Origin of the sequence: Escherichia sp. E4930 (genome assembly GCF_005845405.1) — a bacterium.
Classification (GTDB): Bacteria; Pseudomonadota; Gammaproteobacteria; order Enterobacterales; family Enterobacteriaceae; genus Escherichia.
On sequence record NZ_VCDZ01000037.1, the window covers coordinates 1 to 20,091 of the forward strand.

At 47.6% G+C, this 20,091-nt stretch carries 22 protein-coding genes and 1 pseudogene; 14 read left to right on the forward strand and 9 right to left on the reverse strand.

What is annotated here, in order from left to right; translation table 11 throughout:
• The 8 genes from FFT88_RS23695 to FFT88_RS23740 all read right to left on the reverse strand — a co-directional run.
• On the reverse strand, window positions 1-215 hold a 215-nt coding region (locus FFT88_RS23695), incomplete at its 3' end, for a DUF987 domain-containing protein (RefSeq protein WP_135403654.1).
• A 68-nt stretch (window positions 216-283) separates the two neighbouring features.
• Complete coding sequence (locus FFT88_RS23700; protein WP_135403653.1) at window positions 284-760, reverse strand: RadC family protein; 477 nt, start codon at window positions 758-760, stop codon at window positions 284-286.
• A gap of 14 nt (window positions 761-774) precedes the next feature.
• Window positions 775-1,260, reverse strand: a complete 486-nt coding sequence (locus tag FFT88_RS23705) for an antirestriction protein (RefSeq protein ID WP_135403652.1) — start codon at window positions 1,258-1,260, stop codon at window positions 775-777.
• A gap of 91 nt (window positions 1,261-1,351) precedes the next feature.
• Entirely contained in the window at window positions 1,352-2,170 is an 819-nt protein-coding gene (locus tag FFT88_RS23710) for a DUF932 domain-containing protein (RefSeq protein WP_135403651.1), read from the reverse strand.
• 98 nt (window positions 2,171-2,268) lie between these two features.
• Window positions 2,269-2,502, reverse strand: coding sequence for a DUF905 family protein (locus FFT88_RS23720; RefSeq protein ID WP_001278282.1), 234 nt, complete (start codon window positions 2,500-2,502; stop codon window positions 2,269-2,271).
• A gap of 5 nt (window positions 2,503-2,507) precedes the next feature.
• On the reverse strand, window positions 2,508-3,185 hold the full coding sequence (locus FFT88_RS23725) for a hypothetical protein (RefSeq protein ID WP_001601175.1): 678 nt from the start codon (window positions 3,183-3,185) through the stop codon (window positions 2,508-2,510).
• Between the two features lie 118 nt (window positions 3,186-3,303).
• Window positions 3,304-4,188 (reverse strand): GTPase, encoded by an 885-nt coding sequence (locus FFT88_RS23730; RefSeq protein WP_135403650.1) that lies wholly within the window; start codon window positions 4,186-4,188, stop codon window positions 3,304-3,306.
• Between the two features lie 207 nt (window positions 4,189-4,395).
• Entirely contained in the window at window positions 4,396-5,430 is a 1,035-nt protein-coding gene (locus FFT88_RS23740) for a hypothetical protein (RefSeq protein WP_135403649.1), read from the reverse strand.
• A 1,810-nt stretch (window positions 5,431-7,240) separates the two neighbouring features.
• Between FFT88_RS23740 and FFT88_RS23750 the strand changes: the two genes are divergently transcribed.
• From FFT88_RS23750 to FFT88_RS25735, 5 genes and pseudogenes are all read left to right on the forward strand, one after another.
• Complete coding sequence (locus FFT88_RS23750) at window positions 7,241-7,972, forward strand: inovirus Gp2 family protein (RefSeq protein WP_135403647.1); 732 nt, start codon at window positions 7,241-7,243, stop codon at window positions 7,970-7,972.
• 358 nt (window positions 7,973-8,330) lie between these two features.
• Window positions 8,331-8,891: a hypothetical protein gene (locus tag FFT88_RS23755; protein WP_135403646.1), complete on the forward strand. Its 561-nt coding sequence runs from the start codon at window positions 8,331-8,333 to the stop codon at window positions 8,889-8,891.
• A gap of 68 nt (window positions 8,892-8,959) precedes the next feature.
• On the forward strand, window positions 8,960-9,193 hold the full coding sequence (locus FFT88_RS23760; protein WP_135403645.1) for an AlpA family transcriptional regulator: 234 nt from the start codon (window positions 8,960-8,962) through the stop codon (window positions 9,191-9,193).
• Between the two features lie 253 nt (window positions 9,194-9,446).
• Window positions 9,447-9,968 carry a hypothetical protein gene (locus tag FFT88_RS23770; protein ID WP_135403644.1) on the forward strand — a complete coding sequence of 174 codons (522 nt, stop codon included), beginning with the start codon at window positions 9,447-9,449 and terminating at the stop codon, window positions 9,966-9,968.
• Between the two features lie 368 nt (window positions 9,969-10,336).
• Window positions 10,337-10,435, forward strand: a pseudogene (locus FFT88_RS25735) (Rpn family recombination-promoting nuclease/putative transposase); the annotation flags it as partial.
• A gap of 519 nt (window positions 10,436-10,954) precedes the next feature.
• Here the strand turns inward: FFT88_RS25735 and FFT88_RS23785 are convergent.
• Window positions 10,955-11,176 (reverse strand): FaeA/PapI family transcriptional regulator, encoded by a 222-nt coding sequence (locus tag FFT88_RS23785; protein ID WP_276609674.1) that lies wholly within the window; start codon window positions 11,174-11,176, stop codon window positions 10,955-10,957.
• A gap of 607 nt (window positions 11,177-11,783) precedes the next feature.
• Here FFT88_RS23785 and FFT88_RS23790 point away from each other — a divergent pair.
• The 9 genes from FFT88_RS23790 to FFT88_RS23830 all read left to right on the forward strand — a co-directional run bounded on the left by FFT88_RS23790 (window position 11,784) and on the right by FFT88_RS23830 (window position 19,587).
• A complete protein-coding gene (locus FFT88_RS23790) occupies window positions 11,784-12,083 on the forward strand; it encodes a PapB/FocB family fimbrial expression transcriptional regulator (protein WP_105462092.1) in 300 nt (99 codons plus the stop codon).
• Between the two features lie 188 nt (window positions 12,084-12,271).
• Window positions 12,272-12,805 (forward strand): hypothetical protein, encoded by a 534-nt coding sequence (locus FFT88_RS23795; RefSeq protein WP_135403642.1) that lies wholly within the window; start codon window positions 12,272-12,274, stop codon window positions 12,803-12,805.
• A gap of 120 nt (window positions 12,806-12,925) precedes the next feature.
• Complete coding sequence (gene pefC / locus FFT88_RS23800; RefSeq protein WP_135403641.1) at window positions 12,926-15,343, forward strand: PefC/AfrB family outer membrane usher protein; 2,418 nt, start codon at window positions 12,926-12,928, stop codon at window positions 15,341-15,343.
• Window positions 15,336-16,028 carry a fimbrial chaperone gene (locus tag FFT88_RS23805; RefSeq protein ID WP_205714166.1) on the forward strand — a complete coding sequence of 231 codons (693 nt, stop codon included), beginning with the start codon at window positions 15,336-15,338 and terminating at the stop codon, window positions 16,026-16,028. Before pefC ends, FFT88_RS23805 begins: the two co-directional genes overlap by 8 nt.
• Window positions 16,015-16,557: a F18 fimbrial protein FedE gene (locus FFT88_RS23810; protein WP_240731093.1), complete on the forward strand. Its 543-nt coding sequence runs from the start codon at window positions 16,015-16,017 to the stop codon at window positions 16,555-16,557. Before FFT88_RS23805 ends, FFT88_RS23810 begins: the two co-directional genes overlap by 14 nt.
• Before the next feature lie 269 nt (window positions 16,558-16,826).
• Window positions 16,827-17,468: a DsbA family protein gene (locus tag FFT88_RS23815; protein WP_135403639.1), complete on the forward strand. Its 642-nt coding sequence runs from the start codon at window positions 16,827-16,829 to the stop codon at window positions 17,466-17,468.
• A 25-nt stretch (window positions 17,469-17,493) separates the two neighbouring features.
• Complete coding sequence (locus tag FFT88_RS25880) at window positions 17,494-17,796, forward strand: helix-turn-helix transcriptional regulator (protein ID WP_135403638.1); 303 nt, start codon at window positions 17,494-17,496, stop codon at window positions 17,794-17,796.
• Between the two features lie 67 nt (window positions 17,797-17,863).
• Window positions 17,864-18,751: a hypothetical protein gene (locus FFT88_RS23825; protein WP_135403637.1), complete on the forward strand. Its 888-nt coding sequence runs from the start codon at window positions 17,864-17,866 to the stop codon at window positions 18,749-18,751.
• Window positions 18,752-19,239: 488 nt separating this feature from the next.
• Entirely contained in the window at window positions 19,240-19,587 is a 348-nt protein-coding gene (locus FFT88_RS23830; RefSeq protein ID WP_205714167.1) for a hypothetical protein, read from the forward strand.
• The last annotated feature ends 504 nt before the right edge of the window (window positions 19,588-20,091 follow it).

Sequence of the window (20,091 nt, forward strand, 5' to 3'; positions counted from 1 at the left end):
AGAGTGACGCTCATCAACCGGACATACGGGCCAAAACTGTCCTTACGGCGTTCAGCAAACACGGCCAGCACACCGGGAATATCCTGCACTTCACGACCGGTATACGTTTCAGCACTGCCGTGCCAGCGGTACTTACCGGTACAGAACGGAAAAAGACGGGATGCAGGATTCTGTTGGTGAATACGCATGGCTTCACCACGGGTGATAATTTTCATGATGGGATACCTCTGAAGACAGAAGATAAAAGTGAAAACAAGTGTGATGTGGTTGTGATGGTGACGGGTTAAAGCAGACCGTGTTCAGCAAAGGAGAAAACCTGGCTGCCACCGATTATCAGATGGTCCGGCACCCGGATATCCACCAGGGCCAGTGCCTGTATCAGACGTTCCGTAATAAGGCGGTCAGCCTTACTGGGTGTGACTTCACCTGACGGGTGATTGTGCGCCAGCACCACGGCAGCGGCATTGTGGTACAGGGCACGTTTAATCACTTCCCGGGGATGGACCTCCGTGCGGTTGATGGTGCCGGTGAAGAGGGTTTCACCCGCAATCAGCTGATTCTGGTTGTTCAGATACAGTACCCGGAACTCTTCCCGCTCCAGTCCTGCCATGTTCAGAATCAGCCATTCCCGTGCCGCATGCGTGGAGGTGAAGGCCACACCGGGTTCATGAAGATGGCGGTCCAGGGTTTTCAGGGCCCGCTGAATGAGGCTGCGCTCACCGGGTGTCATCTCTCCGGGCAGAAAGGAAAGTTGTTGCATTGTGCTTCTCCGGCTCAGTCGATGATGCGCATAATGGCGCTGCATTCCGGATGCTGCAGGGCGTAATCCCGCAGCCGGTAATAGTGGACCGTCATGGCATAACATTCCGTACGACAGGCATGATGACTGTACGTCATCAGACAGGCAGCAATGCCGGCTGCTTCCGGACTCATTTCAGCGCGGTTACCGTTCATGGCATTGAACAGTACCCAGGTTTCTCCATCATCTTCATCCGGTTCGGGCGCCATAAATGCGCCGCCGTTATTCAGGGTGTACAGATTCCAGATACCACCGCAGTAGTCTTCACACAGACGGTCCATCCAGCCGAAGACACGGGGCTCCAGGGTCACCCACTGTGGAATGAGGCCAAAGTGCTGCGGCCAGAAGCTGATGCGCTGTTCATCAGGGACTATGGTGGCAACCAGTTGAGACTGGTTATTCCCTGATGCAGTAGTTACGGAAACAGAAGGTGTGGTGGAATTATGCGAAGAGGTTGTCATGAGATGATTCCTTATAAAAAGCAAATGAATGGAAGAATGCCTGGGGACTGGTACAGACGTGAGTCAGGGCTGCACTTTCAGGGAAACAGCATCAGCGCATGCTCTCCAGCAGCGTTTCTGCCATCACCCACAATGCGCGATTGAGCTTAATGTCCGTGTCGATGCTGTGAATGGCACGGGTGTGGATACGTTTTCCTCTGGCACTGCGACCGGAAATTCCGCCTTTCAGCATATTCTCCTGGATGGTCTGATATGCGCTCCACAGGTCCTTACCGTAATCCTCCCGGCGTCGTGGTGTCAGAATGTCAGCGGTGGTGACCGGTTGATGTTCATCACCATAACGGTAAGTCAGTGCCGCCTGTGCCAGCGCCTGACGTGCCGGTGGCGGCAGAACCAGAGACTGCATGGCATCACGCTTTTCCTCAATCCGGTCAAAAACGCCCACTACCTCGTAAGCCCCTTCGATAACTTTCTCCACTACATTTCCCCGGTGTGGAACACGCACTTCCCCCAGAGACTGACCACAGACGCAGCCGTTCTGGCAGACGAACCTGAAGTACCCCGGCAGCATCTGGTAGCTGGAGGTACCGTCATGGGAGTTCAGCAGGATGATTTCAGGGACATGTTGTCTGTTTATCTCCCCGTCACGGCGCAGACGCAGCATGTGTTTGGTATACCCCCGGCGGCCCGGGTCACGTACGCGGGTCTGGCAGGCAAAGAAGGGCTGAAAGCCTTCCCGCTGCAGGTTTTCCAGCACGGTGATGGTGGGGATCCAGGTATAGTTCTCGCTTCTGGATGTGTGCTTATCTTCCCCGAATACGCTGGGGACGACCTGCATCAGTTCTTCGCGAGTTAAGGGGCGGTCACGGCGTATCTGGTTCGCATAACCAAAACGACTTGCTAATCGCATGATTTGCTCCTTATCGGTGGTTAAGATTTACTGGTGTAATAAATGAAAAAGCCACGTCTCCCGGAGAAGACGTGGCCTGATGGATGAAATGAAGACGTTTATTGCCTGAGAATTCCCTCACTGGCGAGATACGGATTTAGCTGTTTTCCGGCATCAGGTTCAAAATTCCAGCACCGCCAGCGTAGCTGCCCTTCAGCATTGCGGATAACCAGCCGGAAATGCGTTCCCTGATCATCTTCAATAAGCACATTGCGGTAAGCTGTTGTGACAGCCATCGCCTGTTCGCGTGAGAAAGGGCCTTCGGGCAATAAAACAGGGTGACAGTCCGACATACCGGCTATTTTCCGATAAATTCAACGCTGGCACCGGTGGCATTACCGTCAGCCCCAACCGTGACGGTCACTTTGTCGTACGCACGGTCTTCAGGATTGAACACTTCAAACTCAACCTTATTGCCTTTTACTTCGTAAGAGCCAAAATCAGCGGTTTCTGTTGTTTCCTCGTCATATTCCCGGGCGTATGCCTGTCGGGCAGCCTGCAGTACGGAGTCTTTATTAATAGTGGTCGTCTGTTTCGGGGAAAAACCGGCAAGTGATGTGACAAATTTCGGACAGACCTTCAGCATATCACCGCGGGTGAATTCCATTCGTACACCAAATGCCTGTAAAACGGACACATCACGCTCTGCTATGGAGTGAACGGCTTTTTTGACCATTTCCGGCGCCTGTCCGACTTCCACCTCAACAGCCCTGAATCCCGTCTGCTGATTACACATTTGTGATGTGGGGATCAGGTTACCGTTAATACTGATACGGCTGCCCAGGAGCGTCTGTACGCCATTCGGGCATTCCTGCATCAGGCCGGTAATACCAATCGTGCCATTTTTCAGCATTACCAGCGCCTGACCATCTTCCGTCATGGTCTGACACCAGCCGTTTTTGACAGCCCAGTTGCCGGCGGAGGCGGAGAATGATGCCACGGTGAACAGCAGGGGAAAAAGAATTCTGGTATTCATGACTGACCTCTGAAATTAAAGAGCGTGTTATTGATAATGACAGACGGTATACGGCAGTGGTTACCGTAATCCGTTGTCGTGTAAAGGTATACGGTTGCCACGGGGGACTCCGGGGCGTTCAGAACAGGTGATCCCACAGCGTGACCAGCAGGTGGATAATGCGGTCCCGGGTTTTGCGCAGAAGCAGTAACATCCAGGCCGGAAAACTGAAACGGGCAACGGCGTCGTCAAAACTTTTCCCGATGGTTTCACCAAAAGTCTGTTGTGCGTGTTTCTGGGCCTGTTCAGAGCGGTTTTCTCCCCGGATATGTGAATAAACCGCGCTGGTTGCCTGTGGTGGCAGTGCGTGGATCATCAGTGACACCAGTGCCGGAAGATTCCAGCTGACAGGCGCTGCAACGGAGAGTACCGGAAATGATGACGGGAACAGGGTGGCCACCCGGGCTGTTACTGTCGCCAGTGAGAGTTCCTGCTGACGGGACGGGCATTTTTCTGTGTCGTTCCATTCTTCAGCAGGAAACACGCGATCGGCATGGCTGAGAACAAACAGAAAACGCGAGGGATCTGCACCTTCATTCAGTAAAAACTGATGCATGGCAATATCGGTAGCATACGCACGTTCATCAGCCCGCAGGATCCAGATAATCAGATCCAGTTCCGGCAGTAACTGACGATAAAGCGTCCGGTATTCCTGATCATGCTGCGGTGTTTCACCGATGCCGGGCAGATCGACCAGCGTCATTCTGCGTTCACCGAACTGAAGGGTAAGGCGATGAGCCTGACGGGTGCAGCCGTTCAGGGGATGCGTGGCACAGATACGGGACTGAAAAATGGCATTACACAGGCTGCTTTTGCCGGTGCCGGATTTACCCATAATGCCAATCACGGGCTCGTAATGAATAACACTGTGGAGATGTTCAAGGATTTTCTGGCGAATTTCTTCAGGAAGAAACGTCAGATATGATTTCATTTGTGCGGAGAGGGAAGAATGGCTGAATGACATACCGGTATCCTGTTGATTTCACTGAACCGGATCACACTAATCCGGTTTATCATTCAGGTAATATGGACGTGAAAAAATCTGGAGTAATGCTGCAGCAGAAGCTAATAAAAAGAATATGTCGAAATGCTAATCTCGGGGGGATGAAAAAGATAAAAATAATTTGTCAGCGGCCCATCATGGCTCATGAAGGACCGCTTAGAAATAAAATTATTTGCCCTGGAACAGTTGCTTGTAATGCTGAGTAATTAATTTTTCCAGCGTATCGCTTATACGCATATCATAATGTTCAGCTAACTTATCTAGTTGCATTTTTGTCTTTGTTTTTAAATACGTATTTAATGCTTTTTTATCAACACGCGTTTCACGAAGTTTTTTCTGATTCCACGCTTTATTAAGATTCATCAAAAGTAGTTTCTTTCTGTCATCGTTACCTTCCCAAAGGTCAAATGCTGCACGTACAGATAGTAATCTTTCTGCATGATTTAGAGGTTTTGTATTTTGTACAAATGAACGTGTGGCATAAGGAACATCACACTCGAATTGCCCTTTAATTGCGCAATTGTTAACGTGTTTTTTCAAAAAATCCCACGCCCATGAAACAGCCTCTTCCTGATTTGGTAGCCATTTGACAGGAAGAGGTTTTTGATATATTGATTTCCATTTGTCTTTAAAATTAAAAAGCACCTGATCTTCCATAAGAGGATTAGCAGTCATGTTTGTTTTATCTTTATTATAGGGAAACAGGGTTAATGTATCAAAGAATCTGATGATGCGTTCAACTCTCCCATTATGACTATCAGGCACGTCATGAAATCCCAGTGAATTATATTTATTAGGGAGGGGTTGGATTGTGCCTGACATTATTGTGGCGTTTTGAATGAATGAATTTTCAATTCCAGTAATCATCTTATTATAGTTATCACTGTAAAATAAATAATTGCATAACCAGAAAGTTGCTCGTTCATCATTATGTAACCAGCCAAATTCATGCAACGGGAGAATTTCCTTCTCTCTTGCAATTCCCATTCTCATTAATAAATCTTTTTTTTCCTGTGTGTCCATATCTGCACAGTCAAAAATATGAGTGATTTCTCTCCTGCAACTATCAATATCCGTATAGTAATTCACATCGCTGAACTGCATGCCATTTAAGTAGAGAAATCTTCTGTAAAAATTGTAGACGCGAATGTCATGAATGTTTTTCAAATAATTATCTATATTAAACTTTACATGCTGCGGCATATTTTTCTATCTCTCTTTGTATAAACTACGAAGTGGTTTTCTTGAGGTTTTATTGTACACAACCTGTAGTTTTTATGTCACTAAAAAAGTTTTCTTGTAGTCATATCGTGGTTTTCTATATGTAAAACTGAATGAATCATGAGGTTTTTAGATGTTTTTCTGGTCGTTAAAAATTTAGTTTATGCGGTAAAAGGCTGGTGTTTCTGCCATCTGCAAACAACTACGGATGAGCATGCCGGGGGATTCTGGCATAAAGAATCGCTCAGTAGAAATCTGACTGGACAGTATGTGAGCAGGGGATGGAATAAGAATACCTGGCAGTGACGGCGTCACAAAGCAAACAGACTGATATGGAGAAGAACAGAGAGTCATCTGGATTAAGCGTTGATTATATCGTGTATTCCAGCATTACTCTGATATTAATGCATAGTGGAGGAGGTGTTTACTTGTCATCTTGTTGGTTCTTGTCTTTATATCTGGTATGTGGTTTTAATTTTCTGATGCTGGTTGTGAAATTCTATATAACAGGGCAAAGATAAAATGAAAATGTGTTATATGTGGGGCTATGAAAGGGTACGTAAGTCATTGGTATTGTTGTTATCCGGATGCTGAACTGATACAGTCATTTTGCTACGGATGTTTTTTACGATGTTGAACGTGGTGTCAGGGAAATAATTCCAGAGTAAATCTGCTCCGTTTTCAGAACAAAAATCCCCATGCTGGCCGTGAAAAACTGAAACCAACATTCAGTCTGCATGAGTGTCTGAGAATGTTGCTAATGTCGGTATGATACTATATACACATATTTTACTAAGTATTTTTACTAAGCATTTCAGTAAGTGTTATACACGTATTTTTTATTAAGTTTTTTACCAGACATACACGTGTTTTCATAAACAACCCTATAAGTGTTTTCATTAAGCATTGCTATACGCATTGCTTTGTCTGATACACATCCAGTTTAGTAAATCTTTACGTTAGCTAAAATCAGTTTAAAGCTGCTACAAAACAATCTTTCCTGTTTAAGCAATCAAGATGACATTCTATTTTTCTGAAGTTACGTTTAACCTTTTCTGAGTTTTTGTGTTTTTAGTCGTTAACCTGAGACAAGTGTTTTTATGTAAAACGCAAATCCGGCTGAGATAACCTGGCGTGATTTACTGTGTGCTTACGATGATTTTGTTAAATGGTTTTATGGATGATTTTGTAACGATGAGATTGATGAGATGATTAACTGGCCCTGGTGTTTTTTCTCAGCGCAAGGCTCTTTTCAGGAAAAGCGTGATGATTGGTTCTGGTGTTTTGATTCAGATGAGGTTTACGTTATCGATGGTTAATCGTTTTTATGGTGCGTAGTGAAAAGTAACGTTTTCAGGATAAGAAAATCGATTCTGATATTGGTGAACTTTGTTCTTGTGGCAGGGTTATCTGTAAACAGGTTTTAAGTGCGCTATTCGGCTCTGTGATTGAGTTGTGTTGTTAAGCTGTAGGTTTTGGAGTTGTTGTTGATTTACAGCAGCAGAAAGCGTTCTGATTGCGTTTTTGGTGTTTTGTTTGCACGTTCTGTTGATCCGTTACCCTTCTGATTTTTCTCGTCGTCCATATCGTTTTTAAATCCATTCATGCTGTTGTTGCGTGTTTTGCAGAGGTGTTTTTACCCTATGTGTCAGCTGGATTCTCTTTTCGTTCCGGGATGGTTTGTTCCGTTCAATCAGGAGCCATTGGCGTTGCTTATTGGCGGGATGCCGTAAAGTTTTACCGCGGTGATTAATGATGTGAAGTCAATCCAAATCAACGGAGATCTCTCATCATGAATCAACCAATACACAATGCTTACTGGTTATCCCGTTTTGAAAGTATTCTCAACAGTGCCCTGGCGCAACACCGTGCCGTCTCGTTAATCCGGGTGGATTTACGTTTCCCTGAGTATATGCCTGCCACCATCATGGATACCGATTTAGATTCAGCGGTGATTTCTCGTTTTTTCGAATCCCTGAAAGCAAAAATTCAGGCTTACCAGCGGAAAAAACGACGTGCCAACAAGCGTGTGCGTGCAACCACTCTGCGTTATTTCTGGTGTCGGGAGTTTGGCAAGGAAAAAGGCAGGAAACATTATCACGTGATATTACTGCTCAACAAAGATACCTGGTGCTCGCCAGGGGATTTCACCGTTCCTTCTTCGCTGGCGACGCTGATCAAGCTGGCATGGTGTAGCGCTCTGCATCTTGAACCCTGGCAGGGTAATGGACTGGTTCATTTTTCCAGGCGGACGCCTTTCCGTAAACCGGCATCATCTGATGCTCGTCCTTCATCCGGTGACACCCCTTTGCCTGGTGGATGTTCTGATATCCGGAAGGCTTCAGACAAAAAGCCGGGTGAAGCCGCTGTTCTCTGGATCAAGCGTGGTGATGTGGAAGCGATGCAGAAAGCCCGGAACAGAGCCAGTTATCTCGTGAAATATGAGACGAAGCAGCATGACGGTTCTGGTCAACGTAATTATGGTTGCAGTCGTGGAGCGGGGCGTCTACTGGATGGCAGGTGAACCCTGTAAAACAACATCTGGTGCCTGAGCTTATGCCACGGTAAGGGCGTCAGCCAACGCCCTTACCTCGTATTCTGATCACTCATTCTGAAGTCATGCAACGGTATTTTTATCTGCTTCCGCTCCTGGAAACACTCCGTCGGTAAAAACTTACCGCCTTGATTAATGATGTGAACCGAAGTCAACGGAGATCATTCATCCTGAACCTGTATCCGGTGTTCGCCCCTTGTCGGTGACCTGATCTTCCCGTTCTGTTTCGGTTCTTCACGTATTCCATCAACCCCATCCGCAAACCATAACACGTCAGCTCATTCACGGGCAGGACGCGTTGTGGGCTGCGCATAACGGAGCATATCTTATGAATGCTATTCTTTATTTCGACGATAGCCTTGCCCCCTTCTGGCCATCTTATCAGAGCAAAGTCATCGGCGTTCTTGAGCGTGCGCTGCGTGAGCAGTCCGGCTCCCGGGTACGGCGGATCCTGCTTCGTCTGCCATGTGAATATGACACTACCTTCAGCAGCAGAAAGACCTGGTTTGGTATGGACTTTATCGAAACTGTCAGTGCGCTGATGAATGCAACGCCCGGGCGTGACCTCTGCTGGCTCCTGACCCGTCATCCGGAAAAGCCGGAATACCACGTGGTGCTGTGCGTCAGACAGGAGTATTTCGACGGCCCCGAACTGGATCGGTTGATACTGGATGCCTGGAGTAATGTGCTGGGTTTCGCGTCACCAGGTGAAGCAAAGCCGTACCAGAAGCAGATCACCCGGGATGTGGTACTGGATCGCCGGTCACCGGACTGCGAAGCCCTGTTTAAGGACCTTATCTGGGCGTTCAGTGATTTCGCCCGCGATCGCCGTGGAGTGTGCGATCCGGAAGCCCGTTGCCTTGCCGGCAATCCCGGTTGGCAGTGCTGAAAGCAGCACGCAATCCCATTCCCCGTATTACCCCATTCTTCATAAATCTCACTGAGGACATTCTGACCATGTTGACCACAACAAGCCACGACAGCGTATTGCTGCGTGCCGATGATCCCCTGATCGACATGAACTACATCACCAGTTTCACCGGCATGACCGATAAATGGTTTTACAGGCTGATCAGTGAAGGGCATTTTCCTAAACCCATCAAACTGGGGCGCAGCAGCCGCTGGTACAAAAGTGAAGTGGAACAGTGGATGCAACAACGAATTGAGGAATCACGAGGAGCAGTAGCATGAAACGTGTTGTAATACCAGTACGCTGGTATTGCGGAAATCAGCCCTGTCCCCGATGCTGGCGACACTCCCGCTCATCTTTCTGCTGACTCCTCTGGTCAGCCAACTGTTTGTCATCATTTTCTGACTGATTCGTCATTCCCTTCGTCCCGCCAGTCACTGGTGTTTGTATCGTACCGTGCCGGTGTTGATGTGCGCTTTCCGTGTGTCTGTACCGGCTTAACAAAATTCAACAGGGTTTGAAAAGGAACATTTCGTGCAAATAACCGAAGCCTTACTTTCAGAGCCGGGGGAAATCCGGCGTTTTGTTCAGCAGGGGGTGGACCACTGGCCGCGTCTGCTGGCATTTCACTTCACGCTCCATTCGGCAGAAGGAAACATCAACGGGCAACAGATTCATGCATTCTGTACTTCCTTTTATGAACGTATTACTGAGCGTAATCACACGACCAGTCCATCATCGCCGGTGGTATTACGCTGGTTGCGGGAACAACATGGAGGAGCAACAATGCGATGCCTGTTGCTGCTCAGCCAGACGAGCATTTGCCATCCGCGGGCCAGTGTCACAGTTGATGAACAATGTTCGCAAGTGGTGGATTTACTGCAACAGACCTGGCGGGGGATGGATACGGGCGGACAATGCAGGGTGGAAAGGTGTTTTCGGGTTGAACGTACGGATACATCTGGTCAGTATGTTGCGCTAAAAGCAGCAGCATTGTCTATGGGGATGCCGCTTCTGAGCGTTGTCACTCATCACCCGATACAGGCTGTGCACTGATTACAGCTAAATGAATCAGCGCGCAATCCTGGTTGTTGTATTGCCATCGGTGTTTTCTGGTTTTTCGTCGGTCATTCAGTATCATCAGCCAGGGTTCTGTGTCTTTCTGCTTCTGTGATGTCACTTCCCCGCCGACAGCCCCTTCAGGTCGTAACGGTGCCACCTGCTATTAACGCACGGTAGTAGCGCGGAGGCTGCATATAAGGTGCCTCCGCCTTGTTACCTCAGGCGGTATCTCTCCGGTCCCCCTCCGACAACTCTGCTGTTCCGGCTCTACACATCTGTAAAATATGTTTCATTGTACTGTCGGATAATAAGAAGAAAATCATGCCAGGAAGGTCAGGGGGAGCAGGAAAGAAGAGAAGAACATGTCCATGTTGCACGATGCAGCTTTCCGGGCGTTTATGGCCTCGCCAGAAGTGGCAAGGGATTTTGTCTCGATTCACCTTCCGGATGGATACCGTCAGTGGCGATGATGGTTATGTGTAGAGTGTGGGTGTTCGGAAGGGAAGCGCTAAAACGCCCGTAATATGCTGAATGCCGGGATAAACCGGGAGACGGTGCCGGAGAGATGACAGGTCTGTCAGACGAGCAGTCAGTTTTTACAAACTGGCTGAGATTATTTCTGATTTTGCATTTTTCCGGAATGCCTTTTTGCGCCAGCAAGAGACCCTGTTAAGGGCGTTATTACCGGTGCAGTGAAAGGTGTTCTGACTTTTTAAGCAGTCGGTAGTTGTTGTCTGCATCGTTCCTGTGAATCCCTTCTCTTAACTTCTCCGGACATTGCGGTACAGGTCGTCTTGTGACATCTGCTTTTTGAACTCCTTGCCTTGTTGTACCTGTAACCGTGGAGGTGGCTTGCTGTGAATTTAGCTGACTATATGCCTTCAGGCTGAGGTGCGATGTAGTGCACCCCGGACGCGTTATTTTCCCGATAGTATTCTCCGATGGATATGAACAGTTTCAGGAATATGAGGAGGGAATTTTTACTGATTGTCAGATGACACATTTTCAGTTGCCGTCATTGATGACGGAACAATTTCCCACAACGTTTTTGCTCCGCGACGAAGACTGCTTCGTTTTACTTTCCCTTCCATAACCAGTCGCTGAAGACGATACCGGGCCTGATAATCGGTTGTTTTCAGCATGTCAGCCACCTCTGCTGTTGTGGCTGTTTTGCACTGCGAAAGATATTCAAGAATTAACACTTTTATTACGTTCCCTTTTTATAACTATTCTCATTTTCATGGTTACCAGAACATTGTGCTTCGTTGCTGGCGCGATGACAGGAGCTTAGCACGCAACCACGTGCGTCTCGTTTCGAAAACTCATAATTGCAAATCCTATTTAAGGGGATACCTGAAAAGAAGTAAATCATTATCTTGCTGTGATTTGCCTTTCTTCATTTTTATGCAATTTAATCCGATAAGCTTTACTACATTAATTGATAATGTGCGTGAACATTAGTGCTGATATTAAAATTGCACTCATGATTGTTTATTTAAATGGACTGCTTTCCTTTAATTTTTTTGTGAAAAAACTAAAAAAATAATTTCGCATCATTATTTTTTAAAAAAAAGATAAAAGATCGTTTTTTGTGATTTATGCGATCTTTATGTCTGCTCATTATTGCAAGCTTGGAGTATTGTTCTATACTTAGTTGTTTGCATGGTTTTTTATGCTGTCATGTGTGTTCTTTTTGGTTTAAAAGATCGTGAAATATACCTTGAATGGAATTTGGTGCTGTATAAAATAGCGGTCGTGAATTTGAGAAACATATTTTGTTCTGGAGGTTGAGGGCGCGGGGGGGAGATTATGTTTGATAATGGCACTGATGATTCAGTTCATTACCAGAGGGATGCTGGTCCTGTTGTCAGAAGAGAAGATGTGAAAGGTTCGTTATCAAATGAACAGTTTGATTTATTAATGGAGCTTTCCTCAATTCATAGTCCGAAAGTTATTCTGGCAATGCGTGATCATCTTGTTAAAGGGGATTTACGCAAAGTTGTCTGCGAAAGATATAATGTTAATGCTGGTTATTTGAGTGTGTGTATTGGTCGCCTGCTTCGTATAGAGAGGGGTGTATCCAGACTGGCTCGTTTTTATTACCAATAACGTCAGGCAGTACAGCTATATATAACGAGATAAATGCCGTTATTAATGTGGATGGCAGCTGCATGTTTATGCGAATGGGTTGGTGTTATTTTCTTTTCTGAGAGGGGAGAAAATAGCGACACATCATTAATGTGTCCTCTAATAACGTTTATCCATTAATTGATTCCAGTAATCACGGAGTTTATAAGATGAAAAAATTAATGATTGCTTCTGCAATTGCAATGACCATGACTGCGGGCTCTGCTATGGCTGCACTGGGCGACGCGGGTTCTCAGGGTCAGGTTCAGTTCCTGGGTACTGTTGCTGCGAAAACCTGTGATGTTGTTGTTGACGGTGATGGTGCTGTAAATAACCTGATTCAGTTTGGCCGTATCGGTACAAATGAGAAAGTTTCGAAAGAGTTCTCAGTGAAACTCAAAGATCCGACTTGCGTAACAGGTATGACGAAAGCTCACTTCCTGTGGGCAGCTCCAAGCTTTAACTCTAAAGGTATTGGTAACCAGTCTGGCACCGCTACCGATGCCTGGGTGAAACTTAACGCCAAGACTGACGCATCTGGCAACACCACGACTGATGTGAATGATATCACCAATGCTAACAATGCAGTTGAGTTCGCCATTGTTAAGCCGGAAAACGGTTTTAAATATACTGCTGAACTTAATGCCGGAGCCGAAAAAGGTACCTTTGAAACTGCAGCAGCTTACTCTGTTGTTTACGAGTAATAGCTAAACGCTGATATATATCCGGGAGTTTCCTCCCGGATATGCAACTTTTCAGTTTTCTTATTTTACCAGTCTTTAACTGGTGTCTTTACATTTGCTGAGGTGTGAAGAGGTGATCTTATGAAATTAAAAAGATTCCCTGAAATATCTCTGCTGGCCCTGAGTATATGGTATTCCCACTTCAGCCTGGCTGATGAGCTTAATCTGGATTTTATACAGGGGGTCAGCGTTATTCCGTCAATTCTGAAAAATGACGCGAATTATCCGGAAGGGCAATATATCGTTGATGTTGCCGTGAATAAAGAGCGTACGGGACGTATTGACCTGAACATCAGCAAGGAAGACGAGCAGAATAATATGCTCTGCTTTTCTCCTGAGTGGCTGGAAAAAGCCGGGGTGATGCTGAACACAGATGCCTATCAGGATGTTTTTGATGAAGGCAAGGGGTGCTATTTTCTGGCGAAGAAGCCTCATACGCTGATTGATTTTGATTACGGTGCACAGGCGTTAAATTTTAATATTCCTCAGGCGTATTTACTGAGTAAGACAGACCCCGCGCGCTGGGATTATGGCGTGAATGGCGGGCGCCTGAAATATTACGGTAACTTTAACAAGACCGTTCATAACGATTTTAATGCGTTCGGTAACCTGGATGCTGCCATTAACCTGGGGCGCTGGGTGTTATCCAGTAACATGAACGTTTCGCACTCTGATAATAAAACAGAGTTCACCTCAAGTGACCTGACGCTTTCAACAGCCATCAGTCAGGTGCAGGGCGATTTGTTACTGGGTAAATCCCAGACACGTACTGAACTGTTTTCTGATTTTAATTTTTATGGTGCGGCACTACGCTCCAACAGCAATATGCGCCCGTGGGAGTCACGGGGATATGCGCCTGATATTTCCGGGGTGGCCCCCACGCCTTCCCGTATTACCGTGAAGCAGAACGGATATACGGTTTATTCGAAAATGGTACCGGCAGGTCCTTATCGTCTGGATGACCTGCGCCCGATGGGGAATGGTGACCTGGTGGTGACCGTTGAAGATGAAAGTGGAAACAAGACCGAACAGGTCTATCCGGTGACCACGCTGCCGACACTGCTGCGTCCGGGTGAGTTCCAGTACAACGTGGCGGTGGGGAAAAAGAATAACAGCAATGAGCTGGACAAGGCGTTTGATTCCGATACGGGGCTGTTCTGGCTGGGAAGCCTGGATTATGGCTTCACCACCACCACGCTGAACTCGGCGGCCATTCTGAATGAAAACTATCAGTCCGGTGGTCTGGGTGTCACGCAGATGCTGGGTGGTCTGGGCGCTGTATCGCTCAGCGCAAACGTCTCGAAGGCCAGCTATGACAACGGGGAAGAAAAAACCGGGCAAAGCTTCAGTGCCAAATACGCCAAAAGTTTCTCAGACAAAACGGACCTGCAGTTACTGACGTACCGTTACCAGAGTAAAGGGTATGTGGAGTTTGCTGACTTTAATCCGAAAGACATCTGGCGGTATGCACGCTATGGCGGCCAGCGTTCCCGCTATGAGGCGCGTCTGTCGCAGCGCTTTGATGGCACATACCTGAGTGGCTCTTACTGGTGGCAGGACTACTGGATGCGCGAAGGCCACGATGCAGGCGGTACGGTGTCAATGAGTACGTCTGTTTTTGATTCAGTGTCCCTGTTCCTGAACGGGTCTTACTCAAAGTATGCCTGGTCGGACAAGCCGGATTATTCCGTTTCACTGAGTGTGAGCGTGCCGTTTGACCTGAAAGGAACCCGTCACTACAGCAGTAACAGTGTGGGTTATACCCGGAACGGCGGAACAACCTTTAACTCCAGTGTGTCTGCAACACCGACTGACCGGTTTAACTACAGTCTGGCTGCGAACGCCGGCTCGAAAGGGGACCGTGGTGCGTCTGCATCGGCCAGCTATGCGTTTGACGCCATTCAGACCAACATGGGTGTGTCCCGTTCCTACAACAAGCACGGGAACAGCCAGACCAGTTTCTCCGGCAGTGTTTCCGGTTCTGTGCTGGGTACGACAGAAACGGGTCCGCTCTTTACCAAAGAGTCGTCTGACACCGTGGGTATTGTCAGCATTCCGGGTGTTGAAGGGGTTTCTGTTAACGGCTCCATGCCGACGAACAGCGACGGTAACACGGTGGTGTGGCTGTCTGAGTATTCAGAGAACAGCATCAACATCAACATGGATAACGTACCGGACAACATGGAGTTTGAGACCACGTCGTACAACGTGGTGCCAACCGAAAAAGCGATGGTTTACCGCAAATTCGGCTTCGAGAATGTGCTGCGTTATATCCTGCGCGTGAAGGATGCACAGGGCAACTACCTGACCGGCGGTGATGCGAAAACGGAACAGGGGCTGAATGCAGGGTTTATTTCAAACAATGGTGTTCTGCTGATGAACATGCTGGCTGAACCGAAAACGGTCAGCGTGAATACAGGAGACGGAAAACAGTGCCGTTTCTCCATGGCAGGACTGAAAGCAAATACCAACAAAGTTCAGGAGGTTCGCTGTGAATAAACTGGGTAAGGCAGCACTGGCTGCCCTCCTTTCTCTCTCTTTCTGCAGCCAGTCCATGGCGGCGTTTGTGCTGAACGGAACCCGTTTCATTTATGAAGAGGGAAAGAAGAATGTTTCTTTTGAAGTGACGAACAATGCAGACAAGACTTACGGTGGTCAGGTGTGGATTGATAACACCAACCAGGGTAGCGGCGTTTACATGGTCCCACAGCCGCCGTTCTTTAAGGTGGGGGCTAAGCAAAAGCAGGTTATTCGTGTCATGAACACGGACAGCAACCTGCCGAAGGACCGTGAATCTTTGTTCTGGCTGAACGTCCAGGAAGTGCCACCGAAGCCGGAGGTGAAGGATGGTGAAGGCAGCGTACTGGCCATTGCCATGAACACCCGCGTGAAGCTGATTTATCGTCCGGCCTCCCTTAAGGATGGTCGTAAGGATGCGGAGAAGCAGCTGAAGCTGGAGCAGCGTGGTAATGAGACCTGGCTGAAAAACCCGACGCCGTACTACATGGCCATTGTGAACGTGAAGCATGATGGTAAGGCGGCCTCCCTCAGCGACAGCGTGATGAAAAACGTGGCGCAGCTGAAGCCGTTCAGTGACGTGAGTCTGGGGAAAACGGTGAGCGGGAAAATCAGCGTGGATGCTGTAAATGACTGGGGCGGAGTTCAGAGCTATGAGATTAACTAAAGCTGCCCTGGCAGCACTGATGATGGTGGTGGCAGGCAGTGGACAGGCGGCCACCACCGCCACAGCGACGCTGACAATTAATGTCACCTTCACCCAGCCGAGCTGTGACATTAAGGTGCCCGCTTCATATAACCTGGGGCTTCTGACGCCAGGAGAAACAAAGAACCATGGTGATTTGACTATCACCTGGGAGTGTCAGGGAAACACACCGATGGAAACAGCGCTGACGGCTGAGATTCTCGCGGGGTCGGCGGAAAATGACAACAAGGTGGTACGTCTGAAGGCCGGTAACGGAAACTCCAGTAACGGAAACTCCAGGGCGGCTCTTTCTCTGAGAGATAAAGCCGCAGGGACACTGATAAAAATGACCGGTCCGTCAGGCGGAGGTTATTTCTGCAGAAATTCGAAAGACGTCACCGGCATACGCACCTGCACGCTGACCCCGGTTACAGAGGTTTCCAGTCAGGGGACGTCAGGGGCGTTAGGACCGGCATTCGCCACACTGCGTTTTGAGGTGGGTTATCCGTAAGGGAGGCAAAGGATAAAACAAATGCCAGCCGAAAGGGAAAAAGTGTACGGAAAACAGGAGGAGAGGGGATGGCTGAGAGAATATTCCGGAGAGATTTTACTGTTCATCCTGAACTGTTTTCTCTGGGGATATATCTGGTTTGAAACGCCTCTGCTGCAGAGTTATTACTGACCCGGCATGGCCTGCCGGGCAGAAAGATAATGCTGTAATCCGTGAATAAACAAAGTGAAAAAAGTAGTCAGTGAAAAGTAATCAGTGAAAGGTAATTAATGATGTTCAGACAACTGATGTTTCTGCTGTTCTGTGGGCTGGGCATCGCCTGTATGCCGGCAGTGACGCAGGCTGCAGCGCCCGTGGAAGGTAAGGATTACAGCGTGCTGAAGGCCCCGGTGGCAGACGCACCGGCGGTGGTGGAGTTTTTCTCTTTTTACTGCCCGCCCTGTGCGGCCTTCAGCAGCCGTTTTTTTGTCAGCCAGGCTGTGGACAAAATCCTGCCGTCCGGGGAGAAGGTGGTGAAGTATCACGTCAGTAGCATGGGGCCGATGGGACCGGAGCTGACGGAAGCCTGGTCGGTGGCAAAAGTACTGGGTGTGGAAGACAAAGTGGAGTTACCGCTGTTTGTGGCGGTACAGATAAACCGGAGCATTAAGACGGAAGCCAGTATCCGTGATGTGTTCATCAATGCCGGTATTTCGGCAAGAGACTATGATGCGGCGAAAAACAGCATGGCGGTACGTGCCCTGACGGCAAAACAGCAGGAAGCGGCCAGGGCCTATGGTGTGACAGGGACACCGTCGTTCTTCGTAAAAGGGAAATACCTGGTGAATAACGGCGCCATAAAGCCATCCAGTGAACAGGATTACGGGAAGTCGTTTGCGGATGTGGTGAGTGCGTTGCTGAAGCAGGAGTAAAGCTAAAGGGGAGGGGGGTGGAAAAATGGCGAAGGTAACGCTGACCGTTTATTTAGCGGGTTATAACGCGGAAGCGACGTTGAGACTACCGGACACACTGACGCCCACGGAGTTGTCACTTCTGCGGATGCTGATGCAGGGGATGAGTGTGTCAGAAATAGCCCGGCGTCGCAATCGCAGCCTGAAGACGGTGTCATATCAGAAGTCGCAGATATACCGGAAGCTGGGGATACGTAATGACATGATGTTCTGGCTGGATATTCTGCTCAGATATAAACCAATGCTGAAGAAAACGGGGTCGTTCATGAACTGTCGGACCGGACAATAACCGGATACTGAAAAAACAATTAACTGACAATTAACTGATTATAAATCACGAGGAAGAAGACAATAACATGAAGAAATTAACGTTGCTTTTATCTTTAATATTAACGAATCTGTTTTTCAGTGAATATGCAGTAGCAGATTTTGCTAATAAATTGATCAGCACATCTGTGTCGATTGCTATTAATCGCGATGGTCGCCCTAGTGAATGGATATTAAATGAACAAAACATACCCTATTCCGGGTCACACAAAGTGGAGGAAATTCATAGAATTGTTCGTAATGGTACATATGGTTTTACTCCATTTTACATGTCACCCGGGCATCATAGAGTAGACTATATTAATGAATATCCTGGATTATCTGAAATAAGTAAGAACGTTTCTATTGAAGCCACTGTTAGTTCGAAGGGGTTTGGTTCGTTCCAGACATCAAATGCTGGTGTGGGATTAGGGAATTACAAATATACTCCAGGTGAAGGGAGTAACTCTTACTCAATTCAATGTGATATTCCGACAATTGTTTTCACTTCGAAACCAGAGAACATGAGTTTATTAAATCGAACTGGGGTTGTGGGCTCGTTTGCATATAATGGTGGTCCAAATCTGGCCTTTGGCGACAAAGTCACTGTTCTGTGTGTGGGGAATTATGAAAGAGCAATCGCTGACGTAAAGTTATATCTCAATCCAGATATAGTTGAGGTAAACGCGGAAGTTTCGAGCAAACCAATAACAGTACGTACCGTGTTATCTCTGGAAAGTAACATACCCGGTGCAGATGTTTTAGGATATGTATCGTACCAGACCGACTCAGCTCTGATAACTTCTGGTCGGATTGATGGTAATAATCTGCCGATTGGGTCAGTAGGTGTTGGAGACCATGATATCGAATTTACCATTGATCGGAGTAAACCTGTACATACAATAATTCCTGTGTCTTTGATTGTGACCTTCTCGTAGTCCTTTTGTGGATGGAAGATTCTTAATACTAATGTGATTACAGCTCAGTTTCCGGAAATTGTAGGCGGAGTTACTTCTGAAGATTTTCAGTTCGGGTGAAAAGTGAAGACGCATTGGGTGTTGTGCAATGCCTGGTACAGGCTGATGTTTCTTTAAATTAATATTTAAAGCGAATATTTTTATTGAATTATAGTTGCGTATTATCATCGTTGATAGAGATTACCGAATAACAAAGCGATTTAAAAGTGATCTCTATCAATGTTATTGAGTGCCATGAAAATGCGTAACAACGATGTCTGTTTTGTCTGAATTCGTTTGGAGCAGCATATTCATTCCTGATGACTTGAGGAGGTGCCTGGTGGTGTTTTTTTTTAAAATAATAATATTATTAATGCTCACTTTGACGAATACAGCTGTTACCACCACAGCTTATCCGGACCGGAAAACAGGACTATATCGTTTTGTGGTCTGCCGCTGATGCCATGGTGATGAAGTGGGTGGCCCTGGAAATACAGGACCCGCTGCCCCTGCAGAAACGGTGTGTTCATACTGCGGGGCACCGGGGCGGCCGGGACTCGCTGGCAGAGATAACGCAAATGCTGGCCGGTCGGACTGAACGCGGCTTTGACTGGCTGGGCGTCTGGTTTGATGCAACGGGGCCCACCGGGATAGCTCCCCGTGCAAAAGAGAACCATCGTGCACGTCGGTTGCGGCTTGAGGAGCAGGCCCGCTGGAGAGGACTGTCTGAAGAGGCTGTCCGTCAGCGGGTGCAACAGTATGAGGCACGATGGACATTGTGGGCAGAGCGACAGTTGAAGGCCGCTTTGCTGTCTTAACATATATGGTGAACTAACGATGAACCGATCGATAATAACAGCACTGGGCGTACTGATATTAACTTTGCCGGTAGCCGGATTCGGGGCTAGATATATCGCGTCAAGCGGGACCGGCAGCCAGACAGAATCATGGATCGACAGTAACGGTGAGCGTCCCAGCACCTCAACGACGATCGTATACGCCAATCCAGGACAAACGGAAGGGTGGTTCCCGGATACGTGGCTTAACGAGCCTAACCATTACCAATATAACATGGAGTGGCTGGACTCCCAGCACGTATTGTCTTATCCGCCCAGTTGTAGATTTAGTAATAGCGTCTATGAAGCAAAAACGAAGATCCTACTATTAAAGAACGACACCACGTATGTTGCCGTAGCACAAAGCAACGAAGTAACGACCGGACAACTAGATGGATTGACATTAAAGGCGCATCTCGAACCGGTTAACGCTGTAGGTAATCAAACGCGTGTTGACATCTTTCTTCCGGGTACCATTGAGTGCGA